The organism is Paenibacillus sp. FSL k6-2145, from assembly GCF_037976585.1.
In the GTDB taxonomy this organism is placed as follows: Bacteria; Bacillota; Bacilli; order Paenibacillales; family Paenibacillaceae; genus Paenibacillus.
Genome location: NZ_CP150267.1, coordinates 294,789 through 314,954 on the forward strand (window position 1 = coordinate 294,789; position 20,166 = coordinate 314,954).

Annotated in this window: 21 protein-coding genes; 6 read left to right on the forward strand and 15 right to left on the reverse strand. The window is 44.4% G+C overall.

Going from position 1 to position 20,166, the window contains the following annotated elements; genetic code table 11:
• Window positions 1–15: 15 nt before the first annotated feature.
• A complete protein-coding gene (locus NZ043_RS01270) occupies window positions 16–471 on the reverse strand; it encodes a hypothetical protein (RefSeq protein ID WP_133385745.1) in 456 nt (151 codons plus the stop codon).
• Between the two features lie 216 nt (window positions 472–687).
• Here NZ043_RS01270 and NZ043_RS01275 point away from each other — a divergent pair, with 216 nt between their 5' ends.
• The gene (locus tag NZ043_RS01275; protein ID WP_091034774.1) at window positions 688–888 is read left to right on the forward strand and encodes a hypothetical protein; all 201 of its coding nucleotides are present in this window, start codon (window positions 688–690) and stop codon (window positions 886–888) included.
• 230 nt (window positions 889–1,118) lie between these two features.
• Window positions 1,119–1,619: an AAA family ATPase gene (locus NZ043_RS01280; RefSeq protein WP_091028027.1), complete on the forward strand. Its 501-nt coding sequence runs from the start codon at window positions 1,119–1,121 to the stop codon at window positions 1,617–1,619.
• Between the two features lie 457 nt (window positions 1,620–2,076).
• Here NZ043_RS01280 and NZ043_RS01285 read toward each other — a convergent pair whose 3' ends face one another.
• From NZ043_RS01285 to NZ043_RS01300, 4 genes are all read right to left on the reverse strand, one after another.
• Window positions 2,077–2,202, reverse strand: coding sequence for a hypothetical protein (locus tag NZ043_RS01285; RefSeq protein WP_339310297.1), 126 nt, complete (start codon window positions 2,200–2,202; stop codon window positions 2,077–2,079).
• A gap of 317 nt (window positions 2,203–2,519) precedes the next feature.
• On the reverse strand, window positions 2,520–2,951 hold the full coding sequence (locus NZ043_RS01290; RefSeq protein ID WP_091028025.1) for a hypothetical protein: 432 nt from the start codon (window positions 2,949–2,951) through the stop codon (window positions 2,520–2,522).
• Between the two features lie 105 nt (window positions 2,952–3,056).
• The gene (locus NZ043_RS01295; RefSeq protein WP_091028023.1) at window positions 3,057–3,731 is read right to left on the reverse strand and encodes a nitroreductase; all 675 of its coding nucleotides are present in this window, start codon (window positions 3,729–3,731) and stop codon (window positions 3,057–3,059) included.
• Between the two features lie 256 nt (window positions 3,732–3,987).
• Entirely contained in the window at window positions 3,988–5,421 is a 1,434-nt protein-coding gene (locus NZ043_RS01300) for a DHA2 family efflux MFS transporter permease subunit (protein WP_094030641.1), read from the reverse strand.
• Window positions 5,422–5,612: 191 nt separating this feature from the next.
• On the opposite strand from NZ043_RS01300, the gene NZ043_RS01305 reads away from it, so the two are divergent.
• Window positions 5,613–5,933: a winged helix-turn-helix transcriptional regulator gene (locus NZ043_RS01305; protein WP_091028020.1), complete on the forward strand. Its 321-nt coding sequence runs from the start codon at window positions 5,613–5,615 to the stop codon at window positions 5,931–5,933.
• A 218-nt stretch (window positions 5,934–6,151) separates the two neighbouring features.
• Here NZ043_RS01305 and NZ043_RS01310 read toward each other — a convergent pair whose 3' ends face one another.
• The gene (locus NZ043_RS01310; RefSeq protein WP_091028019.1) at window positions 6,152–6,889 is read right to left on the reverse strand and encodes a cyclase family protein; all 738 of its coding nucleotides are present in this window, start codon (window positions 6,887–6,889) and stop codon (window positions 6,152–6,154) included.
• A 187-nt stretch (window positions 6,890–7,076) separates the two neighbouring features.
• On the opposite strand from NZ043_RS01310, the gene NZ043_RS01315 reads away from it, so the two are divergent.
• Window positions 7,077–7,712: a type 1 glutamine amidotransferase family protein gene (locus NZ043_RS01315; protein ID WP_091028018.1), complete on the forward strand. Its 636-nt coding sequence runs from the start codon at window positions 7,077–7,079 to the stop codon at window positions 7,710–7,712.
• On the opposite strand, the gene NZ043_RS01320 is transcribed toward NZ043_RS01315, so the two are convergent.
• Window positions 7,696–8,622, reverse strand: coding sequence for an NADP-dependent oxidoreductase (locus tag NZ043_RS01320; RefSeq protein ID WP_091034773.1), 927 nt, complete (start codon window positions 8,620–8,622; stop codon window positions 7,696–7,698). The two genes, NZ043_RS01315 and NZ043_RS01320, sit on opposite strands and share 17 nt — an antisense overlap.
• A gap of 194 nt (window positions 8,623–8,816) precedes the next feature.
• Between NZ043_RS01320 and NZ043_RS01325 the strand changes: the two genes are divergently transcribed.
• Window positions 8,817–9,695 (forward strand): PhzF family phenazine biosynthesis protein, encoded by an 879-nt coding sequence (locus NZ043_RS01325; RefSeq protein ID WP_091028016.1) that lies wholly within the window; start codon window positions 8,817–8,819, stop codon window positions 9,693–9,695.
• Between the two features lie 72 nt (window positions 9,696–9,767).
• Here the strand turns inward: NZ043_RS01325 and NZ043_RS01330 are convergent, their stop codons facing one another.
• The 5 genes from NZ043_RS01330 to NZ043_RS01350 form a co-directional block, all read right to left on the reverse strand.
• Window positions 9,768–10,715 (reverse strand): alpha/beta hydrolase, encoded by a 948-nt coding sequence (locus NZ043_RS01330; RefSeq protein ID WP_091028015.1) that lies wholly within the window; start codon window positions 10,713–10,715, stop codon window positions 9,768–9,770.
• 110 nt (window positions 10,716–10,825) lie between these two features.
• Entirely contained in the window at window positions 10,826–11,542 is a 717-nt protein-coding gene (locus NZ043_RS01335; protein WP_091028013.1) for an expansin EXLX1 family cellulose-binding protein, read from the reverse strand.
• Between the two features lie 337 nt (window positions 11,543–11,879).
• Window positions 11,880–13,085, reverse strand: coding sequence for a cation:proton antiporter (locus NZ043_RS01340; RefSeq protein ID WP_091028012.1), 1,206 nt, complete (start codon window positions 13,083–13,085; stop codon window positions 11,880–11,882).
• Between the two features lie 3 nt (window positions 13,086–13,088).
• Window positions 13,089–13,595, reverse strand: coding sequence for a cation:proton antiporter regulatory subunit (locus NZ043_RS01345; protein ID WP_036617317.1), 507 nt, complete (start codon window positions 13,593–13,595; stop codon window positions 13,089–13,091).
• Window positions 13,585–14,058: a GreA/GreB family elongation factor gene (locus tag NZ043_RS01350; protein WP_091028010.1), complete on the reverse strand. Its 474-nt coding sequence runs from the start codon at window positions 14,056–14,058 to the stop codon at window positions 13,585–13,587. The genes NZ043_RS01345 and NZ043_RS01350 overlap by 11 nt, the downstream gene beginning before the upstream one ends.
• Window positions 14,059–14,446: 388 nt before the next feature.
• On the opposite strand from NZ043_RS01350, the gene gdhA reads away from it, so the two are divergent.
• On the forward strand, window positions 14,447–15,832 hold the full coding sequence (gdhA, locus tag NZ043_RS01355; protein ID WP_176872533.1) for an NADP-specific glutamate dehydrogenase: 1,386 nt from the start codon (window positions 14,447–14,449) through the stop codon (window positions 15,830–15,832).
• Window positions 15,833–15,956: 124 nt separating this feature from the next.
• Here gdhA and NZ043_RS01360 read toward each other — a convergent pair whose 3' ends face one another.
• The 3 genes from NZ043_RS01360 to NZ043_RS01370 form a co-directional block, all read right to left on the reverse strand.
• Window positions 15,957–17,897 (reverse strand): beta-glucoside-specific PTS transporter subunit IIABC, encoded by a 1,941-nt coding sequence (locus tag NZ043_RS01360; RefSeq protein WP_339310302.1) that lies wholly within the window; start codon window positions 17,895–17,897, stop codon window positions 15,957–15,959.
• Window positions 17,898–17,986: 89 nt separating this feature from the next.
• Window positions 17,987–19,075 carry an ethanolamine utilization protein EutH gene (gene eutH / locus NZ043_RS01365; protein WP_339310304.1) on the reverse strand — a complete coding sequence of 363 codons (1,089 nt, stop codon included), beginning with the start codon at window positions 19,073–19,075 and terminating at the stop codon, window positions 17,987–17,989.
• A 2-nt stretch (window positions 19,076–19,077) separates the two neighbouring features.
• Window positions 19,078–20,121, reverse strand: a complete 1,044-nt coding sequence (locus NZ043_RS01370; RefSeq protein WP_249912009.1) for a Gfo/Idh/MocA family oxidoreductase — start codon at window positions 20,119–20,121, stop codon at window positions 19,078–19,080.
• Window positions 20,122–20,166 lie beyond the last annotated feature (45 nt).

A 20,166-nucleotide genomic window follows, 5' to 3' on the forward strand; every position in this document is an offset into this window, starting at 1 on the left:
CAATATACAAGCAATTTATTTAGAATAGATTCGCTGTACAGCAGGCAATAAGGTCACAACTTGAATACTAACTCCCCATGCAAAATAGACCAAGTGAATAATAGAGACATCCTGAATCCAGTACACCTGCACCATAATCCAGATGATGAGAGCAAAACCCGTGTACAAGGAAAAAGTCCAGGCCCAGTAGCGGTCAGAATAGAGATTCAGTCTCTCACCCTGCCCACAATGAACGTAGCGGAAAAGCGAGATAGCAATCATTATAGGCATCACGCCAAGGACCAGCAATAGGATGATCCCTGGGAACAAAAAACTGGCAAATGGAGAATTCTTCAACAAAGATTCGGGCAAATTCACCATACTTCCGGATGGGTCCATGATTAAAATGACGCCTCCAACAATCGCCCCAAGCCCCAGAATTCCATGCATCAAAATGAGTAACCACGATCTGCCTTCACTCTGCTTCATCATGAATTGCTCCTTCCATCCTCTCGTTTCTCAACCTCATACAGTCATTCATAGGCGGATTATTATCAAACCCTCTAGTACCATTCTCACACATGCCGTGCATTGTTCCTGTGCTTCTTTTCACTATATTGGTCTCGAAAATCATTCGTAATGGAAAAACTTGATAAAAGAACGTACGTTCGGTATAATGGAATTATCCTGAATAAGCGAGAGGCAGATATGGACGACAAATTTATTAAGGAATTACGCGAGATTAGTCGGGATGACAGACGAAGATCGGAATTTATGATTCAAGGTTTGAAGGAAACACTGCAAGAACGCAAAGAAGAAGGTTTACTCAAGCGCTGGATACGGCGTAAGAAAACAGAGAAAAAAATCTCTCAAAGATTTAATCAAGATCCTCACTCGGATCAAAAGTAACAACATAAAAAGGAGGCGGAATACGCCTCCCTTGCTATTTACAAAAGTGAATTATTTAGATTAGTTAGTTGTGAGTTAATCCATAAGTTTGCCAAAGCACACATTTATGCTTCTAATAAATCAAATCCTAGCTAGACTTGGTTCCTGATAAGTTTACTTACCTGTTGCCAGTTTATTGCCTTTATGTGTTAATCTAGTCCAAGGGAATTTCTTATAAAGGGAGTGAAAATATGACAAATACTTCAGGCTCAATATCAAAAAAGAAGGCGATAATTCTGGTGACAGGAATGTCGGGTACAGGTAAATCAACGGTTCTGGGCGAACTTGCTCATAGGGGGCATAGAGTTATCGACACCGATTATGATGGTTGGAGTGAGAATGTGGATGATTCTGGGTGGTTATGGCACGAGAATCGAATTGATGAGCTGCTCACTGAACATAGCGAAGGTGCTTTATTCATTTCGGGTTGTGTATCAAATCAGGGGAAGTTTTACCCGAGGTTTGATGCGGTAGTGTTGTTAAGCGCCCCCCTCGAAGTAATCCTTGAACGTATAACTTCCCGTAAGACGAACGAATATGGAAAAACGGTTGAACAACGTGAAGAAATTATACAATACGTCGCTAGTGTTGAGCCTCTCTTACGTGCTGGAGCTACTGTTGAGATCGATACCAGGAAGCCGCTTGATGAAGTTGTAACCGAGCTTGAGCTCATTGCCAACTCAATTAGCTGATCACTTCTTCACACTGTACAAAAGCGCCCAGTTCAATCTAAGTACCTGGTTAAACTAAACTGCCCGTTAGTTCAATACACGATCCCTCGTACAACTAAACACTTCTTTGAAGCTTGACATTAAATTCTGTCGTTGACGCAGTGACATACTCCATATAATTCACAGAGCCGTTAAAGTTCAAATAAGCTTCATATCGCATGCGGATTCCAGGTGAAGTAATCAAATTCAGAACAATTTCCTTTGGAACCCGCCTGCATTCGCTCGTTTCATTAGAAGTAGCTAACTCTCGACTCACAGCTTTACACACGAAATCAAACATGACCTTCGTAGGGACATCAGTCACACCGTCATACCACTTATGGATTGCTGTATTCGAAATAACACTAATCAATTAACTAACCGTGGCATCTATTCCACTTTCCTCTTTGATTTCACGGATGACACCATCAATCAGGTTTTATCCTACTTCAGTTATCCCACCAGGATACACCCAACCATCGTCATGGGCTTTTACAAAAAGGATATTTCCAGTTCCATCTTCTACAATTCCACCTGCAGATACAATATGTGTCGGGAACACCATTTTACAACCTCCAAATAAGATAAAGTTGTATATTTATTCCACATACTTCTCATACTTTACTGCCTTTGTGAATTTCTAAAAGATACTGTCGACATGATTGAACTAACTTGCCTGTTAGCTTAACGCAAAAGAACCCCTATAGATTAGCTCGCTATATACTCGAATATCAATCTATTTGGGGGCCCACGGCAACTTTATGTTTCCAATTTCGACTCCTGACAAACTTATGCTTCTGTTTGTGTTCCGAAAAGCAAAAAACAACGGAAATTAAAGCAATTTCCGGCACACATATAGGTGAAAATTTATCTTCTTATGGTTTAAGTCACAGCTGATGCATCATTTGAATTAATCTGCAACGGATGTATAAGTACCCTTTGTGCACCCCCCTCATTAACTCCAAGATCTGCACCTTTCTGTTCAAACTGGGCCGCCAATGAGCCATCTTGAATCATATAGAGCAGGTCCTGTTCGGCCGCAGCATCCATATCCCTGGTGAACAACAAGGAAGCCCCGGCCATTTCCAGCAAAAAGACAACGGAATCATGATTCTGGTGTTCAGACACAGGCAAACTGCCTGAAGCTTCTACTTCCATGTGTGCCAGATCTGGAGCTATAAAATGTAAACTCGTCTCCTTATCAGCCTTATAGGACATGCCCTGCTGAATGGCGTATAGAGGAATGTTCCGTTCCATGGCTGTGTCCAGTAATTTATCAAAGTTTTCTTTACCACTGGTTGTGCCATTAAACATTAAACATGAAACGTTTAACCGAAATCTGTTCCAGCACAGCCTGTAGTCCTCCAATTAAGTTTGAAGAAGGGATTGTTGATTATATAACCAATTTATAGATTTTGTTTATCGATGGAATGTCACACTGTCCTCGATTGAGTCACGACCCATCCGCAAACCATTTACTGGTGCTTCTTTGTCTGGGTAACCAAATGATATTCCAAATAATAATTTTAGTTCGCCCGATACTCCAAGAACTTCACGGACAGTATCAGCAGAAAAGCCTAATGCTGTCTGGGGAATACCGCCTATCCCACGTGCCTCAAGCGCTAGTAGAAATGACTGACCATACATTCCAATATCAGATGCGACACGCACATTATCTCCAAATGAAGGCATAAATAAGAAAGCAACATGGGGTGCATTAAAAAAATTATAATTTTGTGCAGCTGCCTGCTTGCGACCTTTGTAATCTTCTCGTGCTATTCCTTGTGATTCATAATAAGCTTTTCCATGCGTATTTTTGCGTTCGCCATATCGGCCGTAAAAGGCGTTCATATCAAATGTAAAATCTGGTGTATGATTCCCTTCCTCATTCGCGCGTAACAAAGCTTCACTCAATTCATCCTTCTTATCACCTGAAACAATATGAACATTCCAAGGCTGCGTATTGCAATTAGACGGTGTATATTGAGCATCTTCGAGAACCTCACGAATCACTTCTTCCTTAACGGGTGTAGAGAGAAATTGACGCACAGATTGTCGAGAGCGTACAACTTCTTGAAAAGATTTAGTAGTCATTAGTGTAACCTCCTCTTGTTTTTCGATGTTTCTTCACATAATGCTTTTGATAAATCCATGCTTATTTGGATATGATTGAATTGTATTGATTGTTTTTGTTACATTCATCTTTTAGAATAAAATCATTGCTCATCTTTTGGAAGAGGGCAATTTAAATTGCCTTAGTACACTTTTTTGTATTTATGGATAAATAAAGTTCCCTACCATTTTGTGTGAACGTTCTTCATAGGCACCGATAAGATTCGCTGACAAAACATTAATGGTGCGAATGCACCTCTTTACGGTTGACTACGCCGCGGCGAATGAAGAACGCTGTGACCAAGCCAATTAGGGCCAGGATAATCATGTACACGAATACGTTGTATGCTCCTGCCGACATCGCGTTTGCCATCTCGACCTGTTTGGCAAGAGCCGAGAAGCCGTGCAGGTATTTATCCATACCGTCCATAAGGATACTGACAGCTACAGCAATTCCAATCGCTCCCGTAACCTGTGGCAATGTGTTTATGACTGCCGTACCGTGCGGGTACAAGTCTGGCGGCAATTGATTTAGCGCGTGCGTTTGAGCAGGCATTAAGATCAAGGCTGTCCCAATAGAGAGCCCTATATGCACAGCCACCATAAAGGCGATTGAAGAAGCAGGAGATAGCGTAGTGAAGAACCATAACATGACTGAAACGATCACGAATCCGGGGATAACGAGCCATTTTGGCCCATGTTTATCGAATAAGTGCCCTATGCGCGGGGAGAGGAGACCGAAAAGCGCACTACCCGGCAAAAGCATGAGTCCCGCAGTGAACGGAGACAATCCGGCGCCCGTCTGCAAAAACATCGGCAGGATAATCAGGGTCGTCATAAAAATCATCGGGCATAACGCTACCAGAATCAGCCCAACAACGTACATGGGATACTTGAACACGCTCAGATTCATCATCGGACTACTCATAACGTTCTGACGCAACACGAACAGCACCAGTGCAATGAGGCCGACAATGATTGAAGTGATCACAACCGGATTCCCCCAGCCTTCAGATCCTTCGCCTACCTGACTAAAGCCAAAAACAACTCCGCCGAATCCAATCGTTGACAACAACACAGACAGTAAATCAATCCGCTGCTTTTTGACATCAGTAACGTTCTCCAAATACTTCAACCCCATCAACAATCCTACGACTAAAAATGGAAGTGAGAACCAGAAAATATACTGCCATGTTAAATATCCAACTACCAGCCCCCCAAAGGTCGGTCCGAACGCTGGGGCGAACATGGTAACAAGCCCGACTAACCCCATCGCCGCTCCCCGTTTATTCTGCGGATAGATGACGAGAATTGTATTGAACAATAGTGGGATCAAGGTGCTCATGCCTACTGCCTGTAAAATTCGACTGAACATCAACATTTCAAAATTTAACGCCAACGCCGCGATTAATGTACCCACGATTAAACTGATGAGCGAAACTGTGAAGAGCTTTCTCGTAGAAAACATCTGCAACAACATTGCGCTTATTGGCGTTAAAATGCCTATCGTCAACATGTAGCCCGTTGTTAACCACTGTACCGTCGCAGCCGAGATTTGGAATACTTCCATCAAATTAGTCATTGCAATATTGATGGCAGTTTCGCTTAGATAGCCGAAAAAACCACATATAAGCAAAGCTGCCATAATCGCACTCGTATTGTATTTTTTCATCTCCAAAGATTTCAACCTTTATTCCTCCATCATATATAAAGTATAATTACCATATTGTTTCGCTCCGTAATCTTATTAAAGTATCTTACTTTAAACAAGTACGATCATTTTTAGAACATACTATAAAAAACAATACTAATGAGTTATTACACGCTTCTAAGAGCCTGTATATTTATTTTGGAGGGGAAAATATGTATCACAACAACAAGTATTCGTCTGATTGTGGACTAAATAAAGTACAAAAAATAGTTGCAGGGAAGTGGAAATTATCGATCTTATGGTATATTGCTGAGGAAACTAGAAGGTTTGGGGAGATAAATCGTGTTTTTCCGGATATTACGCAATCGATGCTAACGAAGCAGCTCAGAGAGTTAGAAAGTGACGGACTCCTACATCGTGAAATTTATAAAGAGGTTCCACCAAGAGTCGAATATTGTTTAACCCCTCTTGGTAAGGGATTTTTACCAATCCTTCAAACTATGTGCAAGTGGGGAGATTACAATTTAGAATAAGAATCGATAACTTTATATAAAAAAAGATTAAAGATTTTTTAACAAATAACCTAATCCCACTCATTTATCAATTTTAGCAGATTTTTTATTCACTCTTGTTCAACTAACCTGCCCGTTAGCTTAACTGAAAAACAGCCGACTATTTAGCCGGCTGTCTACTTAAGTATCATTCTGAGTTCTGTGCCTGATTTATCTTATAGCTTTTGATCTAGCTAGTTTTACGGCAAAATGGCAAAAGACCGGACTGGAAAACCAGAAGCTTTCTCCGCTTTGGGTACAATGTTGAAAATAACAGCGCCTTTAGCCGGCACCTGATCCAGGTTTGTTAACAGCTCGACCTGGTATGTATCCTGAGCAAGTACATAATATTCTGCCAGAAGTGCTCCATTCTTCTGATAATCCACCGCTGAATCCGTGTCAAAGGTTTCATGCCCAATGGCTTGTACTTTTCTCTCCTCAAATAAAAACATGAGCGCACTAACCGACCATCCGGGTGCATGACTGTTGCCCTCCGCATCCTTGTTATCAAATGCTTCATGGTTAGGCCAGCGTTTGCTCCAATCGGTACGTAAGGCTACAAAACTTCCCGCTTCAATCACGCCATGCTCTCTTTCGAATTCAAGAATATGCTCCACATCCAGTGTAAAATCCGGATTATTCTGCACTTCAGCGGACTGGTCAATGACCACAAGCGGTAGCACAAGCTCCTTCAAACCCAACTCATCGAGATACCGGGTATCACGTACGAAATGGATCGGCGCATCGAGATGCGTCCCGTACTGACCCGGGAACTTGAAGCTCTGGGCAAAGAAACCTTGATTGTGATCAAACAACGTATCGAAATGTGCTGCTTCAAAAGCTGAAAAATGTGGGGAGTCCGGTCCAAATGTATGGGTCAGATCCACCCACTTCTTTTCTTTTAACAACTGAATGGCTTGAATGAGTTCGTTGGACATCCTAATCACCTCATGCACAGAATGGAATAAATTTCTCCTATTATATCTTATTCCACCACAATTGGGGAGCAGTCCCTATCTGTTAAATATCAAATTTATAAACTTCACTGACCATAGTTGTCAGTGAAGTTTTTTTATAATACGAGAGTAATCCAATCAATCATAAATAACAAAAGGAGAGTGTATGATGCAAACGAGGAACGTATATCTATATGTATTTGATACGATGTCAGACTGGGAGGTAGGTTATTTAACTGCTGAACTTAACTCGGGAAGGTATTTCAGGAAAGAGATCACGCCTTTGCAGGTCGTAACAGTAGGTGTAGATAAACATCCGGTAACTACCATGGGCGGATTGAACATCCTTCCCCATATTTCTATTGATGAATGTACATTGAAAGGTGATGACGTCATTATTCTTCCAGGAGGAAACACCTGGATGGACACCATCCATGATCCTCTATTAAAAAAAGTTGCTGCCTCTATAGAAGAGGGTACGGTTATTGCGGCGATTTGTGGTGCCACAGTTGCACTTGCAAAAATAGGGATACTGGATTCCAGACACCATACAAGCAATGATTTAGAATACCTGAAGATCATATGCCCAGATTATACTGGAGAAACATATTATGAAACGGAGCCAGCAGTAACCGATGGAAATGTAGTTACTGCATCTGGAATAGCTCCGTTAGAATTTACGATGCATGTGTTAAAGCTGTTGAATGTCTATACACCAGAAACATTACAGGCCTGGTTCAATCTGTATCAGACTCATGAGTCCACATACTTCTACCAGTTAATGAATTCTATTGCACCTGAATAACCAGTTTCCCGCGGGAATGATGGGTTTCACTCTTCTCATGTGCTTCCCGTACTCCCTGTTGAGTTAGCGGGTACGTTCCATCAATAATCGATTTGAGCTTGCCTTCCGCAGCCAGTTCAGCCAGCTGATCCAGTTGATCCCCTTTGGGCTCCATCATGAAGACGTTGGCCGTTACTCCGGCTTCCTTGGCAAGCTTCTCATCCGGTTGTTCCACCAAGGATACCAGATGCCCGCCAGACTTTAACACCTTGAAGCTGTTACGCTGAATATCACCGCCCATGGTGTCTAGCACAACATCATAACCGGAGAGAATCTCCGAGAAATCTTCTTTTTTATAGTTGATAAAATGATCCACACCCAACGAGCGAAGCAATGCTTCGTTTGATTCACTTGCCGTGGAAGCCACTTCAGCACCTAGGGACTTGGCAATCTGAATGGCATACGTTCCCACACCACCTGCACCAGCATGAATGAGTACCTTCTGCCCTTTGCCTAAACGTCCGTGATCCACAAGTGCTTGCCAGGCGGTCATCGCAGCCAAGGGGATCGCTGCCGCTTCCTCAAAGCTCAAGTTCTCCGGTATACGGGCAATAATGTCTGCATCAACAGCAACATATTCTGCATAAGTTCCGAATTGACGCGGACGCGCAAATACCCGATCACCTTCTCTGAACCGCGTGACATTTGAGCCTGCTTCAGCCACAATACCGGCAACATCGCCGCCCAGAATCAACGGAAAATTCTCCGCTGCTTCTTTCATATCACCTTGTCTGATTTTGAAGTCTACCGGATTCACCGACGTGGCATGCGTTCGGATTAACACCTGATTCACTCCACATGTTGGCTTGGCTACTTCCTTTTCTTTCAATTGTTCCGCTCCACCAAATTCCTCAATCACAATTGCTTTCATTAGAGATCCCAGCCTTTCCATTGGATTATCGTTATGCTCTCCTCCATCATTACCCTTTCCCAGCAATCACTTGACCTATTCATTCAAATTCACAACAATTTGGGATTCACAAGCCAGTTCAATAATCATGATATAATATCGATTATCGATTACGTTAAATCTTAATCCAATAACTGAACAAGCGAGGTAACACGATGGAAGTAGAAGTAAGTACATTACATGCATTTTCGGACAAGGCTCATGGCGGAAACCCTGCAGGTGTTGTTTTAAAAGCTGTGCATTTGTCTGAGACCCAGATGCAGGAGATTGCCAGACAAGTCGGTTTTTCAGAGACTGCATTTGTTATGCCCTCGGATCAGGCTGATTTCAAAGTGCGTTATTTCACCCCAAGTGATGAAGTCGATCTATGTGGACATGCCACAATTGCTTTATTTTATCTAATGAAGACACAGCAGCTCGTTAATGTTGGTACATATACACTGGAGACACTGGCCGGAATTCTTAAAGTTGATATCGCAGTCAATGGAGAAGTCTATCTGTCTCAGACGTTGCCGGAGTTTGGGGAGATCGTGGATCGACAGCAGATTGCCGACTCGTTACGTATTTCTATGGAGGATTTGCATTCCGAGCTACCTGTACAGATTGTGTCTACCGGGCTACCCGATATCATGATAGGCGTTAAAGATGTTGATGTTCTGACCAAAATCGATCCTTACTTCCAGCGTATCACTGAAATAAGCAAGGCTCATCATGCCATAGGTTATCACGTGTTTACACTCGAATCAGATGTTATGGACGTTCTGGCAGAATGCCGTAATTTTGCACCGCTTTATGATATACCGGAAGAGAGCGCAACAGGCACATCCAATGGTGCAATGCTCTGTTATTTATACAAGTACAACCAACTCACAGATCCTCATCATCACACGTACACGATCAGACAAGGGTATACCATGAACCGCCCCTCTGAGATCCGAGCCAGATTAACTTTGGACAATTCCAATGAAATCACACAGATTCAGGTTGGAGGTAGCGCAGTTCATATCAAAAACATTAAAATACACCTCCCTTAATGGGAGGTGTTTTCCGTACTTAGGATATGTAAACTATCTTATGCGAAGCAGTAGTAGCCTGGCCTGTGGTCATCATTGAATTTGTTGTAAAAATCGTAGTACCGCTACCTCCATCTGGTTCAGTCCTGGCTGCTCTATAGGAAAATGGCCTGCCCCTTCCAAGATCACACATTCCTTGTCCACCACCAGACGATCAAAAAAAGATTGGCTGAACCTGATCGGTGTCATGGGGTCCAGTTCAGGGTGAACCAACAGGACCGGACACTGGTTGAACTGTTCCGGGCTTACCTCCGGTTTTTTATTAAGGAATGTTCTTAATAATTCCAACGGAATACGTGTAGCTGCCGCTTGTGGATCATCCATAATAAGCCGGGTTAAGTCCTTGTTATTAGTAATCAGTTGCATTCGGGATACCTGTTTGACCGAAATACGTACATGATCCAGCAGACCAGGGAACAGATCCATCATCCGTTTTCCCGCCCGACTCACCAGACGATTCGGCGCAAGCTGATCACGCATTTCCGGGTTACTCGTATCTACAAATGTAGTTGCGATCAGACCCTTAACGCGCTTGCTGCGTGCACTGGTGTGATAGGCAAGCATCCCTCCGATGCTACTTCCCAATACAACGATTGGCTTGCCATCTTTTTTGTGTTCCCGTTCGATGAGTGACACAAGTAGCTCTATCCAAAGTTCGTAGTTAATACGTGTACCAGACATTGCGTAACTTAACCCATACGGCGGAAGATCTGGCGATACCACCTCGTATCCATGTCGCTGCAACATGCGGGCATACGGAGCGAGCAACCTGCCATTGCCCCCCGCACCATGAATGAACAAAATTTTGATTGAAGACTCCGGCGCAGGCAAGCGATCGATATGCAGATGAACCCCATTTGACTCCCACCATTCTTCCTCAGGAGCTGTATGCTTTCCTAACCTCACTTCTTCCGGGAAAAAGGCCTGATACTGTTTCCAATAGGGATGTGTTGTCTGATATGAAGGCAAACTTTTTTTCATACGGTACATTCTCCTCTTTTCGTATACAAAAAAAGCCGTACAGTGTACGACTTTTCGTTAAGAATACGTCTATGACCATACTTCTTTTTATAACACCTTCCGTATATCTGTCAATCGGGAAACTGTACATTGCCCGGTACGATATATGCACCGCCTGACCCATCATTAGGCAGAGCCGGGATCGTGTCATTTAATACCTGACCGCGAATATCGGTAATACGAACGTTTAGTTTTTCTTTGCCCAGTCCGGTTCCGAGGAAATGATTATAGTCTTGCTTTTCAAGATTGAGCCACGTACCATCCTTCTGTTTCACTTCGAACTTCAGCACCGGATATTTGTGATTACGAACCTGAATGGCTGCCCACCACTGACTGCTGCCTTCCTTGATCCGATAGGAGACGTTGCCTTGAATTGGAGCTTTGACCACTTTCCAGCTGATATTGATTTTGCCTGCTTTTGGGTCACCGATCAGATTAAAGGCATTCGGTGAGAGATCCAGCGCTCCGCTGGCGCCCTCTGGATAGAGGTCTGTTACATAGACGGTTGTTTTGCCTTTAGGACCCTGCACCTCGAGATAGGCTCCCGCTAAAGCGGCTTTGACACCGTTATAATTGAGTTGGAACGGATTAAGTGCAGTAATCTTCATGTCCGCCGGGATGGGATCAAGCAACACCGCACCTCCCGAGTAACCTGAGCCCGTATACGTCGCGTAACCCTGATATGTATCATTCCATGCAGCAGATGCAGGTAGAGCAAATAATACGAGACTGAGCAACATCCCTGTACCGACCCATTTTAATCGTTGAAATCTACTTTTCTTGTTCATGAGCTATCCCTCCTCTACGTTCTCGTGTAAAATATCTATTCAACTGCTAGATTTGAATATAACATTATTTTACATAATAACTGTTTATTTTCAATCCCTATCTACCAAATCACATCTATAGTCCTGCCCGTGGACTTGAACATTCATGACCACGCACAAGATATGGATACATACCATAATTTGGTGAAATTGATATAATAACAAGCCTGTATTGGATGGGTTCCCAGTAATAAAAAAACGCCACACCCCGGAGTAATTTCGCTCTCCGAATGGTGTGACGCCTATTAAACACTACGGTCAGAATACCCGGTCTGTCCAAGGACAGTCAGCATTTGACTCAACCCGTTTCCCTTCGTTTCACCCGCTTCCTTAGTCGCTCATACTGTGCGTAGATCCGCGGAGATTCTTTCGTCAGGATAGGCCCCAGCACAGCCAGAATTAACACATACAATACGGCAAACGATTGGATGGATGCCATTAGCCCTCCGGCCTTGCCGATGTTCGCCATGATAATGGAGAATTCGCCCCGTGAGACCAGGGTAAAGCCCACATTCAACGAGGCCTTAGGACTCATTCCAGCCAATCTGCCAGCAATCATGCCTGCACCATAGTTACTGGCGATTGTCAGAATAACGGCAATAATTGTCATGCCAATAGCTCCGCCAAGTGAAGACGGCTCGATGGTCAGACCAAAACTGAAGAAGAAAATTGCACCAAAAAAATCTTTGAAAGGCATGATCTGGTGCTCAATCCGACTCACATGTCTTGATTCGCCCAGCACAAGCCCCATCATCAACGCTCCAATAGCTTCCGCTACATGCAGTGTCTCCGAGAAACCAGCCACCAGGAAGAGCAGTGTCATGACGGTAAGCAGAAACAACTCTGATGACTTGATATTCAGTGCCTTATCAATATATTTGATGCTTTTCCTGCCAATAATCAGGAACAGCACAATAAACAGCAGGGCAGACAGTGATACCAGCAGAACACTTAAGAATGAAGTTGCCCCGCTGAGCACAAGCCCAGTCAGGATGGAGATATGAATCGCGATGAACAAGTCATCGAACATGATCATGCCCATGATAATCTCTGTTTCAGGGTTTGCCGTTCGTTTCAGATCAACCAGCACTTTAGCCACAATGGCTGTAGAAGAGCTGGTCATGATCCCGCAGACAACAAGTGTCTCCTGAAGGGGCAGATCCATGAACCACCCCAACAGCAATCCAGAGACAAAATTCAGGCCTACATAGAACATGCCTCCGGTCAGAATGGCTTTACCAGACTTTAATAAACGGGAGACCGAGAACTCCAGACCCAGATAAAATAGCAAAAACAAAATACCAAGCCTGCCCATAAATTCAATAAAGGTCGAACTTTCGATAAAACGTAAATCCACTATGCCGATCTGTGGTGCATGTGGTCCAACAGCCATACCAATCAGGATATAGAAAGGAATGACCGAAAATCGTAATCGTGAAGATATCAGCCCAGTAAGTGTAATCAGCGCAACGGCAATTCCCACTTCGAATATGAGCATATCCATAGGCTAAGTCCGTCCATCAGTCAACAATTGTTTGAGATGTTTGATCTGATTTCGTTCGCCAGCAACTACAATTGTAGCTCCAGCGGTAAAAGCATAATCCGGACCTGGATTAAAATGCTTCTCCTTATCCTTGGTCACAACAGCGAGAATAACGGCGCCCGTAGCCTGACGGATATCTAGTTCACCAATCGTCATGCCTACACTTGCTGCGTGAGGCTCAATTCGTAGCCATTCGATTAACAGCCCTTCAAGCATCACTTCACGCTCATCCTGAAACTTCGGTTTATAGGTCATACCACCAACGATAGCGGCTACCGCCCGGGCTTCATCATCGTCCAGGGTGACAAGGGATACCATATCACCCACCTCTTCAGGCGTATCCCCTGACTCCATATGGAACAGGTCACGTCGCTCGTCGTTATGAATCACAATGACCAAGTGCTCACCACTACGGGTATGCAGCCAGTATTTACGTCCAATCCCTGGTAAGTCTGTCTCTTTAAAGTGCATGATCTGCACCCCCTAGGGCCGGCTCGTTCAAGGTTTCGCTCCTCAGCTCAATCCCCGTAATGCGGATTCTCATGGAACCTGATGGTGTATGAACAGACCTAACTTCCCCTTTACTGCCAAGCAGTAATTGACTCCCTACTGGAGAGAGGAAGGAAATACGACCCTCATCAGGATTGGTATCTTCTGGCATAACAATCATGAACGAATCTGACGTATGAAAATCGATATATTCAAAATCAATATGACTACCGATCAATACAGCCGAATCGAGATCTTCATCAGGGCCCAGGAGCAGTTTTTCCACATACTCCGTATATGCCGACAATTGTTTTTCTAATTGTATCCGCTCTGGATCGCGCACGTCGAAATAGGCGTCGAGAAATGTTCTTTTCTCTTCACCGAATGTAAATAGCTGGCTCACCAGCTTCTCTCTGCAATTATGGCGGGAAGTCCTATGGTTCATAATAGATTTCACCCCCTATACAAGCCTTGTTCTCCATGTTGATTGGCATGTTTCTCTTCATCATCTTGTTTTCCTCCTTTTTATTATAAAAAGACCCCGGGATACGAGACCTTCTTACCATCTTACCAAAACTAATATTTTAATCCAGTATATTCGTCTAACTTGCTTGTTTATTATCATTTGTGGTCATATCTTCCATTTAATAACTTAATTCTTCACATCATATGGTAGATCCATAGAACATTTTAATTACGGCATAAAAAACATTTTATGGATTTTCATCTCGTATTTTTATTTGCTTTACTGTATATTTAACTACAAACTTTTATGCAATTTATACAAATAAGCATCTACAGACTTTAACACAATAAAGGAGTGCATCGAAAAAGTGTCCACGATAACAAAAGAAACTACAGAGTCCGTTCAAGTTACTGCCGCAGATTATGTTCATTCCGTTTACGAGTCGGTTGTCGCCAGAAATCCGCATGAAGATGAGTTCCATCAGGCTGTCAAAGAAATTCTGGATTCCCTTATTCCTGTTATTGAAGCACACCCCAAGTATAGGAACCATAGTCTGCTGGAACAGCTTGTTGAACCTGAACGTGTAATCACATTCCGTGTCCCATGGGTAGATGATCAGGGCAAAGTTCAGGTTAACCGTGGATTCCGGGTGCAATTTAACAGTGCCATTGGCCCTTACAAAGGCGGACTTCGCTTCCATCCTTCTGTATACTCGGGCATCATCAAGTTCCTTGGCTTCGAACAGATCTTCAAAAATGCTTTGACCGGTCTGCCCATTGGCGGTGGTAAAGGCGGTTCTGACTTCGATCCCAAAGGAAAATCGGATCTGGAAGTCATGCGTTTCACGCAAAGCTTCATGACTGAGCTGTACAAATATATCGGTTCCGATACGGATGTACCGGCAGGTGACATTGGTGTAGGCGCAAGGGAAATCGGTTACATGTTCGGCCAATACAAACGTATTCATGGCGGGCATGAAGCAGGCGTTTTGACAGGTAAAGGACTGCTGTACGGAGGAAGCTTGGCACGTAAGGAAGCGACTGGCTTCGGCTGTGTGTACTTTGTGAAGGAGATGCTGCAATCCAAGGGTCTCAGCTTCCAAGACAGCACAGTCGTTGTTTCTGGCTCTGGTAATGTGTCCATCTATGCCATTCAGAAGGCACAGGAGCTTGGAGCTACAGTCGTGGCGTGTAGTGACTCAGGCGGCTACATACACGATCCACAAGGCATCAACCTGGATACCGTGAAACGTCTGAAAGAGGTTGATCGTCTTCGCATCAGCGAATACATCAAAGAACATCCGCATGCTACATATACCGAAGGCTGTGAAGGCATCTGGTCTATCCCTTGTGATATTGCTCTTCCATGTGCAACGCAAAACGAGATCGATGAAGAAGCTGCGGCCCTGCTGGTTAAAGGTGGCGTGAAGGCCATTGGCGAAGGCGCGAATATGCCTTCCACCCTGGCTGCCATTGACGTCTTCCACGGCGCAGGCGTGCTGTTTGGTCCAGCCAAAGCGGCTAATGCCGGAGGTGTAGCCGTGTCTGCTCTTGAAATGTCACAGAACAGCATGCGGTTGTCCTGGTCATTTGAAGAAGTAGACGCCAAGCTGCATGACATCATGAAGAACATCTACACCAGTTGTGTAGAAGCTGCTGAAGAGTATGGCTGTGAAGGTAACCTCGTAGCCGGAGCGAATATCGCCGGTTTCCTCAAAGTAGCCGATTCCATGATTGCTCAAGGTGTGGTTTAATTCATCTCTCACTAATCTATACGGAATGAATAAGGGCAGTTCCCCGTAAATTCGGAGAACTGCCCTTATTGGTATTGTTACATAATTATATTGAAATGCTATTGCTCTGACATATCATACGTTTTTATTTTACAGTGATCAAAGCTTCACCATGTTCGATGTTACCTTGTTGTTTAGCCTGAATGTCTGTGTAAATAGCTGTATTCGATACGATCACAGAGGTCATTATATCCAGCCCTGCGGCTGTAATGCCCTCCAGATCGAACTCCACCAGCTTGTCTCCTTTGCGAACAGTATCGCCATCAGAGACATATGAAGTGAAATGCTTGCCTTTGAGAGTCACGGTATTGATACCCACATGAATCAAAATCTCCACGCCATCCTCAGACAACAGTCCAATGGCATGTTTCGTCTTGAAAATCGTAACCACTACACCATCGAACGGTGCATACGCCACACCCTTTGTCGGAATGATCGCCGCCCCTTGACCCATGGCTCCACTAGAGAACGCCTCATCCCCGACCTCTGTCAACGGAATCAGTTGGCCCGTCAGCGGGCTGGACACGATCTTCTCCCCATACACTTCCGTAGTTGCCTGAACTGGAGTCGTGGCAGAAACATCACCAGCAGTTTCTTTGTAATCCGATGATATACGTTTTGGTTGCACCTGTTCTGCTTTTTCCTGCTTCATTGAAGCAGAAGACGTGGCTGCATTTTTGTAACCGAACATGTACGTCAGAATAAAGCCCAATACAAAGGCGATCAGGACTGAAAGAATGAAACCAATGAATCCGGTATCAATTCCATTAGGATTAATGAACAACGGAATACCGAACAACCCTGCACCAAAGCCATACGCAGTAGAACCCATGAAACCAGCGACAGATCCTGCGATACCACCTGCAATGGAAGCCATAATAAACGCTTTTTTCGCCGGTAATGTTACACCGTAAATGGCGGGTTCCGTTACACCCATGAGGCCTGAAATTGTCGCAGACATCGCAATCGGCTTCAACTTCTTATCCCGGGTTTTGATCGCAATTGCAAATGCTGCCCCGGTTTGGGCAAACGTAGTAGCATACAACATACCATTGATTGGATCGAATCCGTTTGTTACCAAATTATTTAGCAGTATGGGAATAAATGCCCAGTGTAACCCAAAAATAATAATGGTTTGCCAGAGGCCAGCCAGAAGCAATCCGGCAACAATAGGGCTTAGCCCGTAAGTCCACATTGCTCCTTTGGCCAAATAGTCACTGATTAGCGTTGCTACCGGCCCCACTGCCATAAAAACAACCGGGGTAATTACTGTCAGTGTAACCAGCGGTACGGCAAACATTCTAATGGGAGAAGGAGATATTTTTGTAACCCATCTCTCGAAATTTGCTGCCAGATAAGAAGCAATAATAATTGGAATAACCGATTGTGTATAGTTGATTAAAATGACCGGAATGCCCAGAAAGGACATACCTGTCCCTGCCGTAGCGGCAGCGGTCATCGTTGGATATACGAGTGCAGCACCAATGGTTGCAGAGATAAATGGATTACCTCCAAACTTTTTCCCTGCAGAGAACCCAAGCAGAATCGGGAAGAAGTAGAACAGTGCATCTGCGGTTGCAAACAATATCTTGTATGTGCTCATGTCTTCCGTAAGCCATTTCAACGTACTGAACAGGGCTAGCAACCCTTTGAGAATACCCGCTGCCGCGAGCACACCGATTACCGGCATAAATACGCCAGATATCACGTCAACAAAGCGATTGAACAGACCTTGCTTATCTCCTTGCCCCTTTTGTTCTGAAGTGGCTGACATCGGTTCTTTTCCCATTATTCCTATCAGGGACTCATAGACTTTGGGAACTTCATTGCCGATGACCACCTGGAACTGGCCACCACTCTCCACAACAGTGAGTACTCCGTCGATCTTCTTGATCTCTTCCTTGTTGGGTGCCTTCATATCTTTCAGGTTGAATCGGAGACGAGTCACACAATGAATGACGTTATTGATATTTTCATTGCCACCGACGGCGCTGAGAATTTCCTTTGCTGTTTGGTCGTGATTCATGTCATATACTCCTTTACATGGATGCCGTAATATCTTGCAATAATTTCTTAATCAGACAAATTAGTATTTAAATACCGTTGTTAAATGATTCATATTTGAATATCGTTCTTGATTGGTGTAGCCCATGCTGCTACCATCGCCGCACTGATGCCCCCTGTCAATTTGCCCACAATCATGGCAGTTACCATAGATTTGTCCATCCCTGCTACGAAACCCAGATGACCCCCAAGCACAAAGGAGCCGCTGACTGCAAAAGCGATACTAATAACTTTTCCCCTTGGATTCATATTTTTGACCATTCGAAAGGTCGGAATATTGTGAGCCAGTGAAGCAACAAGTCCGGCGGTTGTTGGCGCATCCAAATTGAGCAAACGGCCCGCTCGCTCAAGCGGGGTTTGGCAGACTTTATTGATTACCGCTACCATGGGAAAAGCACCCGCCAGCACAATCGCAATTGTACCTACCGTTGTAATGCCTTCCGAGAGCGGTGCCATATTGGGAATTAGTGCCCAACCTGTAAGGGTTTTTACAGCTATAGCCACCAGTCCAATCAGGGACAACAAGGTGATACCGCTTCCAAATATTTTAAACAACCTCACGGTCTGATTCGTAAAATAGCGCAAGCCGATCATAATAATTACAGATAACAGAATCGGTATCATCAGATTTCGGTATATCACTGTAAAATTGATGCCCGCTACCAGACCGCCGACTAAACAACCAACTGGAATGGTACTGATGCCGATCAGAACCCCTTTGGCAAAGTACGGATGATCCTTCCGATCCAGAATGCCCAGTGCAACAGGGATGGTAAACACGATAGTTGGCCCAAACATGGTACCCAGGAACACCCAGGAGAACAGGCCAGCCTGTTCACTCTGGGCCATCTGTCCAGCCAGAGCGTACCCTCCCATATCTACCGCGAGGATGGTATTGGCGAACGATGCCGGATCGGCACCGATCGCTTCATATAATGGAGATATCAGCGGCATAAGCATATTCGCTAGGAATGGTGCAAGTGATACAATTCCCACCATCACCAGGGCGAGTGTGCCCATCGCCATAATGCCCTCCGTGAATGCTGCTCCAAGGCCCAACCTGTTCCCGAAAGCCTTGTCCAGAGCGCCAAGCACCAGGAAAAATGCAATAAGGATCATGACAACATCATTAATGGGCATGATTACTCCTGTACATACCGCTTCACGTTGTGATGGGTTGCGCTTTCATACGTATCAAATACCAAGCGAAGCGTTTTAACATTATCCGAACCGCTGGTCTGGAATTCCGCACCTGTATTCAAACATTCAATAAAGTGGGATTGCAGTTTTCGATGACTGTCCTCGTAGTTTAACTCTGTACGTTCAGCATATACCGTCTCCACACCAGCATTATCAATGATGGACAACCTTCCGTCTTTATATAGCTTAATGGAAGCCTTATCCCCTTCAATGATGAGTTGCTCCTTATGATCCGGAAGCACCTGGCTCGGCAAAGGTTCACTCAGTTCACGACGAGTCGCCCAGCTCATATCCATGAGACCGACATAATCCCTGTATCCCAGCATGACCATACCGCTGTCTTCCCCCAACGTATATTTACTAATCTTTCTGGTCTCGGCATATAGACGTTCAGGCTCACCAAACAAGAACCGCCAGGTGTCAAACCAATGCACACCCATCTCATAGAACAGCAATTGTGGCATGTCTCTAAAAAAAGGCTGTGGCACCTTCTCTTCCGGTGCGAATCTCGGAGAATAATAATCCGTATGAATATACCGAATCGTATTCAATTGTCCCACAGTACTTTCCTCAAGCAGTTGCTTGATCAACTGGAAAGGTTCTAACCAGCGCCAATTCTCCGTCACCATCAGACGCACACCTGCCTCTTCCGCAATACGCACCATCTCTTCAGCTTCCTCAATAGAACGGGCAAACGGCTTCTGGCACATAATATGCTTCCCCGCTGCTGCAGCCATTTTCACCAGCTCCAGATGAGTTTCCGGTGGCGTGATGATATCGATTACATCGAGATTCGCATTATCTAGCATCACTGTCACATCCGAATAACGAAATGTTGCCGGGATGTTAAATTGTTCTGCTTTTTCATTCAATGTATCTTCGTGCCTGTCGCAAATTCCTGTTATCTCGGCATCAGCAACGAATTGCCAAGCCTTAATGTGTTTTTCTGACCAGTACCCTGTTCCGACAATACCAATTTTCCACATACCTTCACCCCATCTATAATATAAATCTCTATTTGTGCCAGCTTT

Coding starts and splice junctions, on each gene's coding strand:
- NZ043_RS01320 (WP_091034773.1), bottom strand. CDS start 8,622: ATGAAAGCAATTGTGATTGAGGAATTTGGTGGAGCGGAACAATTGAAA.
- NZ043_RS01325 (WP_091028016.1), top strand. CDS start 8,817: ATGGAAGTAGAAGTAAGTACATTACATGCATTTTCGGACAAGGCTCAT.
- NZ043_RS01275 (WP_091034774.1), top strand. CDS start 688: ATGGACGACAAATTTATTAAGGAATTACGCGAGATTAGTCGGGATGAC.
- NZ043_RS01295 (WP_091028023.1), bottom strand. CDS start 3,731: ATGACTACTAAATCTTTTCAAGAAGTTGTACGCTCTCGACAATCTGTG.
- NZ043_RS01360 (WP_339310302.1), bottom strand. CDS start 17,897: ATGAATCACGACCAAACAGCAAAGGAAATTCTCAGCGCCGTCGGTGGC.
- NZ043_RS01285 (WP_339310297.1), bottom strand. CDS start 2,202: ATGGTGTTCCCGACACATATTGTATCTGCAGGTGGAATTGTAGAAGAT.
- NZ043_RS01300 (WP_094030641.1), bottom strand. CDS start 5,421: ATGAAAAAATACAATACGAGTGCGATTATGGCAGCTTTGCTTATATGT.
- NZ043_RS01310 (WP_091028019.1), bottom strand. CDS start 6,889: ATGTCCAACGAACTCATTCAAGCCATTCAGTTGTTAAAAGAAAAGAAG.
- NZ043_RS01290 (WP_091028025.1), bottom strand. CDS start 2,951: ATGTTTAATGGCACAACCAGTGGTAAAGAAAACTTTGATAAATTACTG.
- NZ043_RS01270 (WP_133385745.1), bottom strand. CDS start 471: ATGATGAAGCAGAGTGAAGGCAGATCGTGGTTACTCATTTTGATGCAT.
- eutH (WP_339310304.1), bottom strand. CDS start 19,075: ATGCCCATTAATGATGTTGTCATGATCCTTATTGCATTTTTCCTGGTG.
- NZ043_RS01280 (WP_091028027.1), top strand. CDS start 1,119: ATGACAAATACTTCAGGCTCAATATCAAAAAAGAAGGCGATAATTCTG.
- NZ043_RS01345 (WP_036617317.1), bottom strand. CDS start 13,595: ATGCACTTTAAAGAGACAGACTTACCAGGGATTGGACGTAAATACTGG.
- NZ043_RS01340 (WP_091028012.1), bottom strand. CDS start 13,085: ATGGATATGCTCATATTCGAAGTGGGAATTGCCGTTGCGCTGATTACA.
- NZ043_RS01305 (WP_091028020.1), top strand. CDS start 5,613: ATGTATCACAACAACAAGTATTCGTCTGATTGTGGACTAAATAAAGTA.
- NZ043_RS01370 (WP_249912009.1), bottom strand. CDS start 20,121: ATGTGGAAAATTGGTATTGTCGGAACAGGGTACTGGTCAGAAAAACAC.
- NZ043_RS01350 (WP_091028010.1), bottom strand. CDS start 14,058: ATGAACCATAGGACTTCCCGCCATAATTGCAGAGAGAAGCTGGTGAGC.
- NZ043_RS01335 (WP_091028013.1), bottom strand. CDS start 11,542: ATGAACAAGAAAAGTAGATTTCAACGATTAAAATGGGTCGGTACAGGG.
- NZ043_RS01315 (WP_091028018.1), top strand. CDS start 7,077: ATGCAAACGAGGAACGTATATCTATATGTATTTGATACGATGTCAGAC.
- NZ043_RS01330 (WP_091028015.1), bottom strand. CDS start 10,715: ATGAAAAAAAGTTTGCCTTCATATCAGACAACACATCCCTATTGGAAA.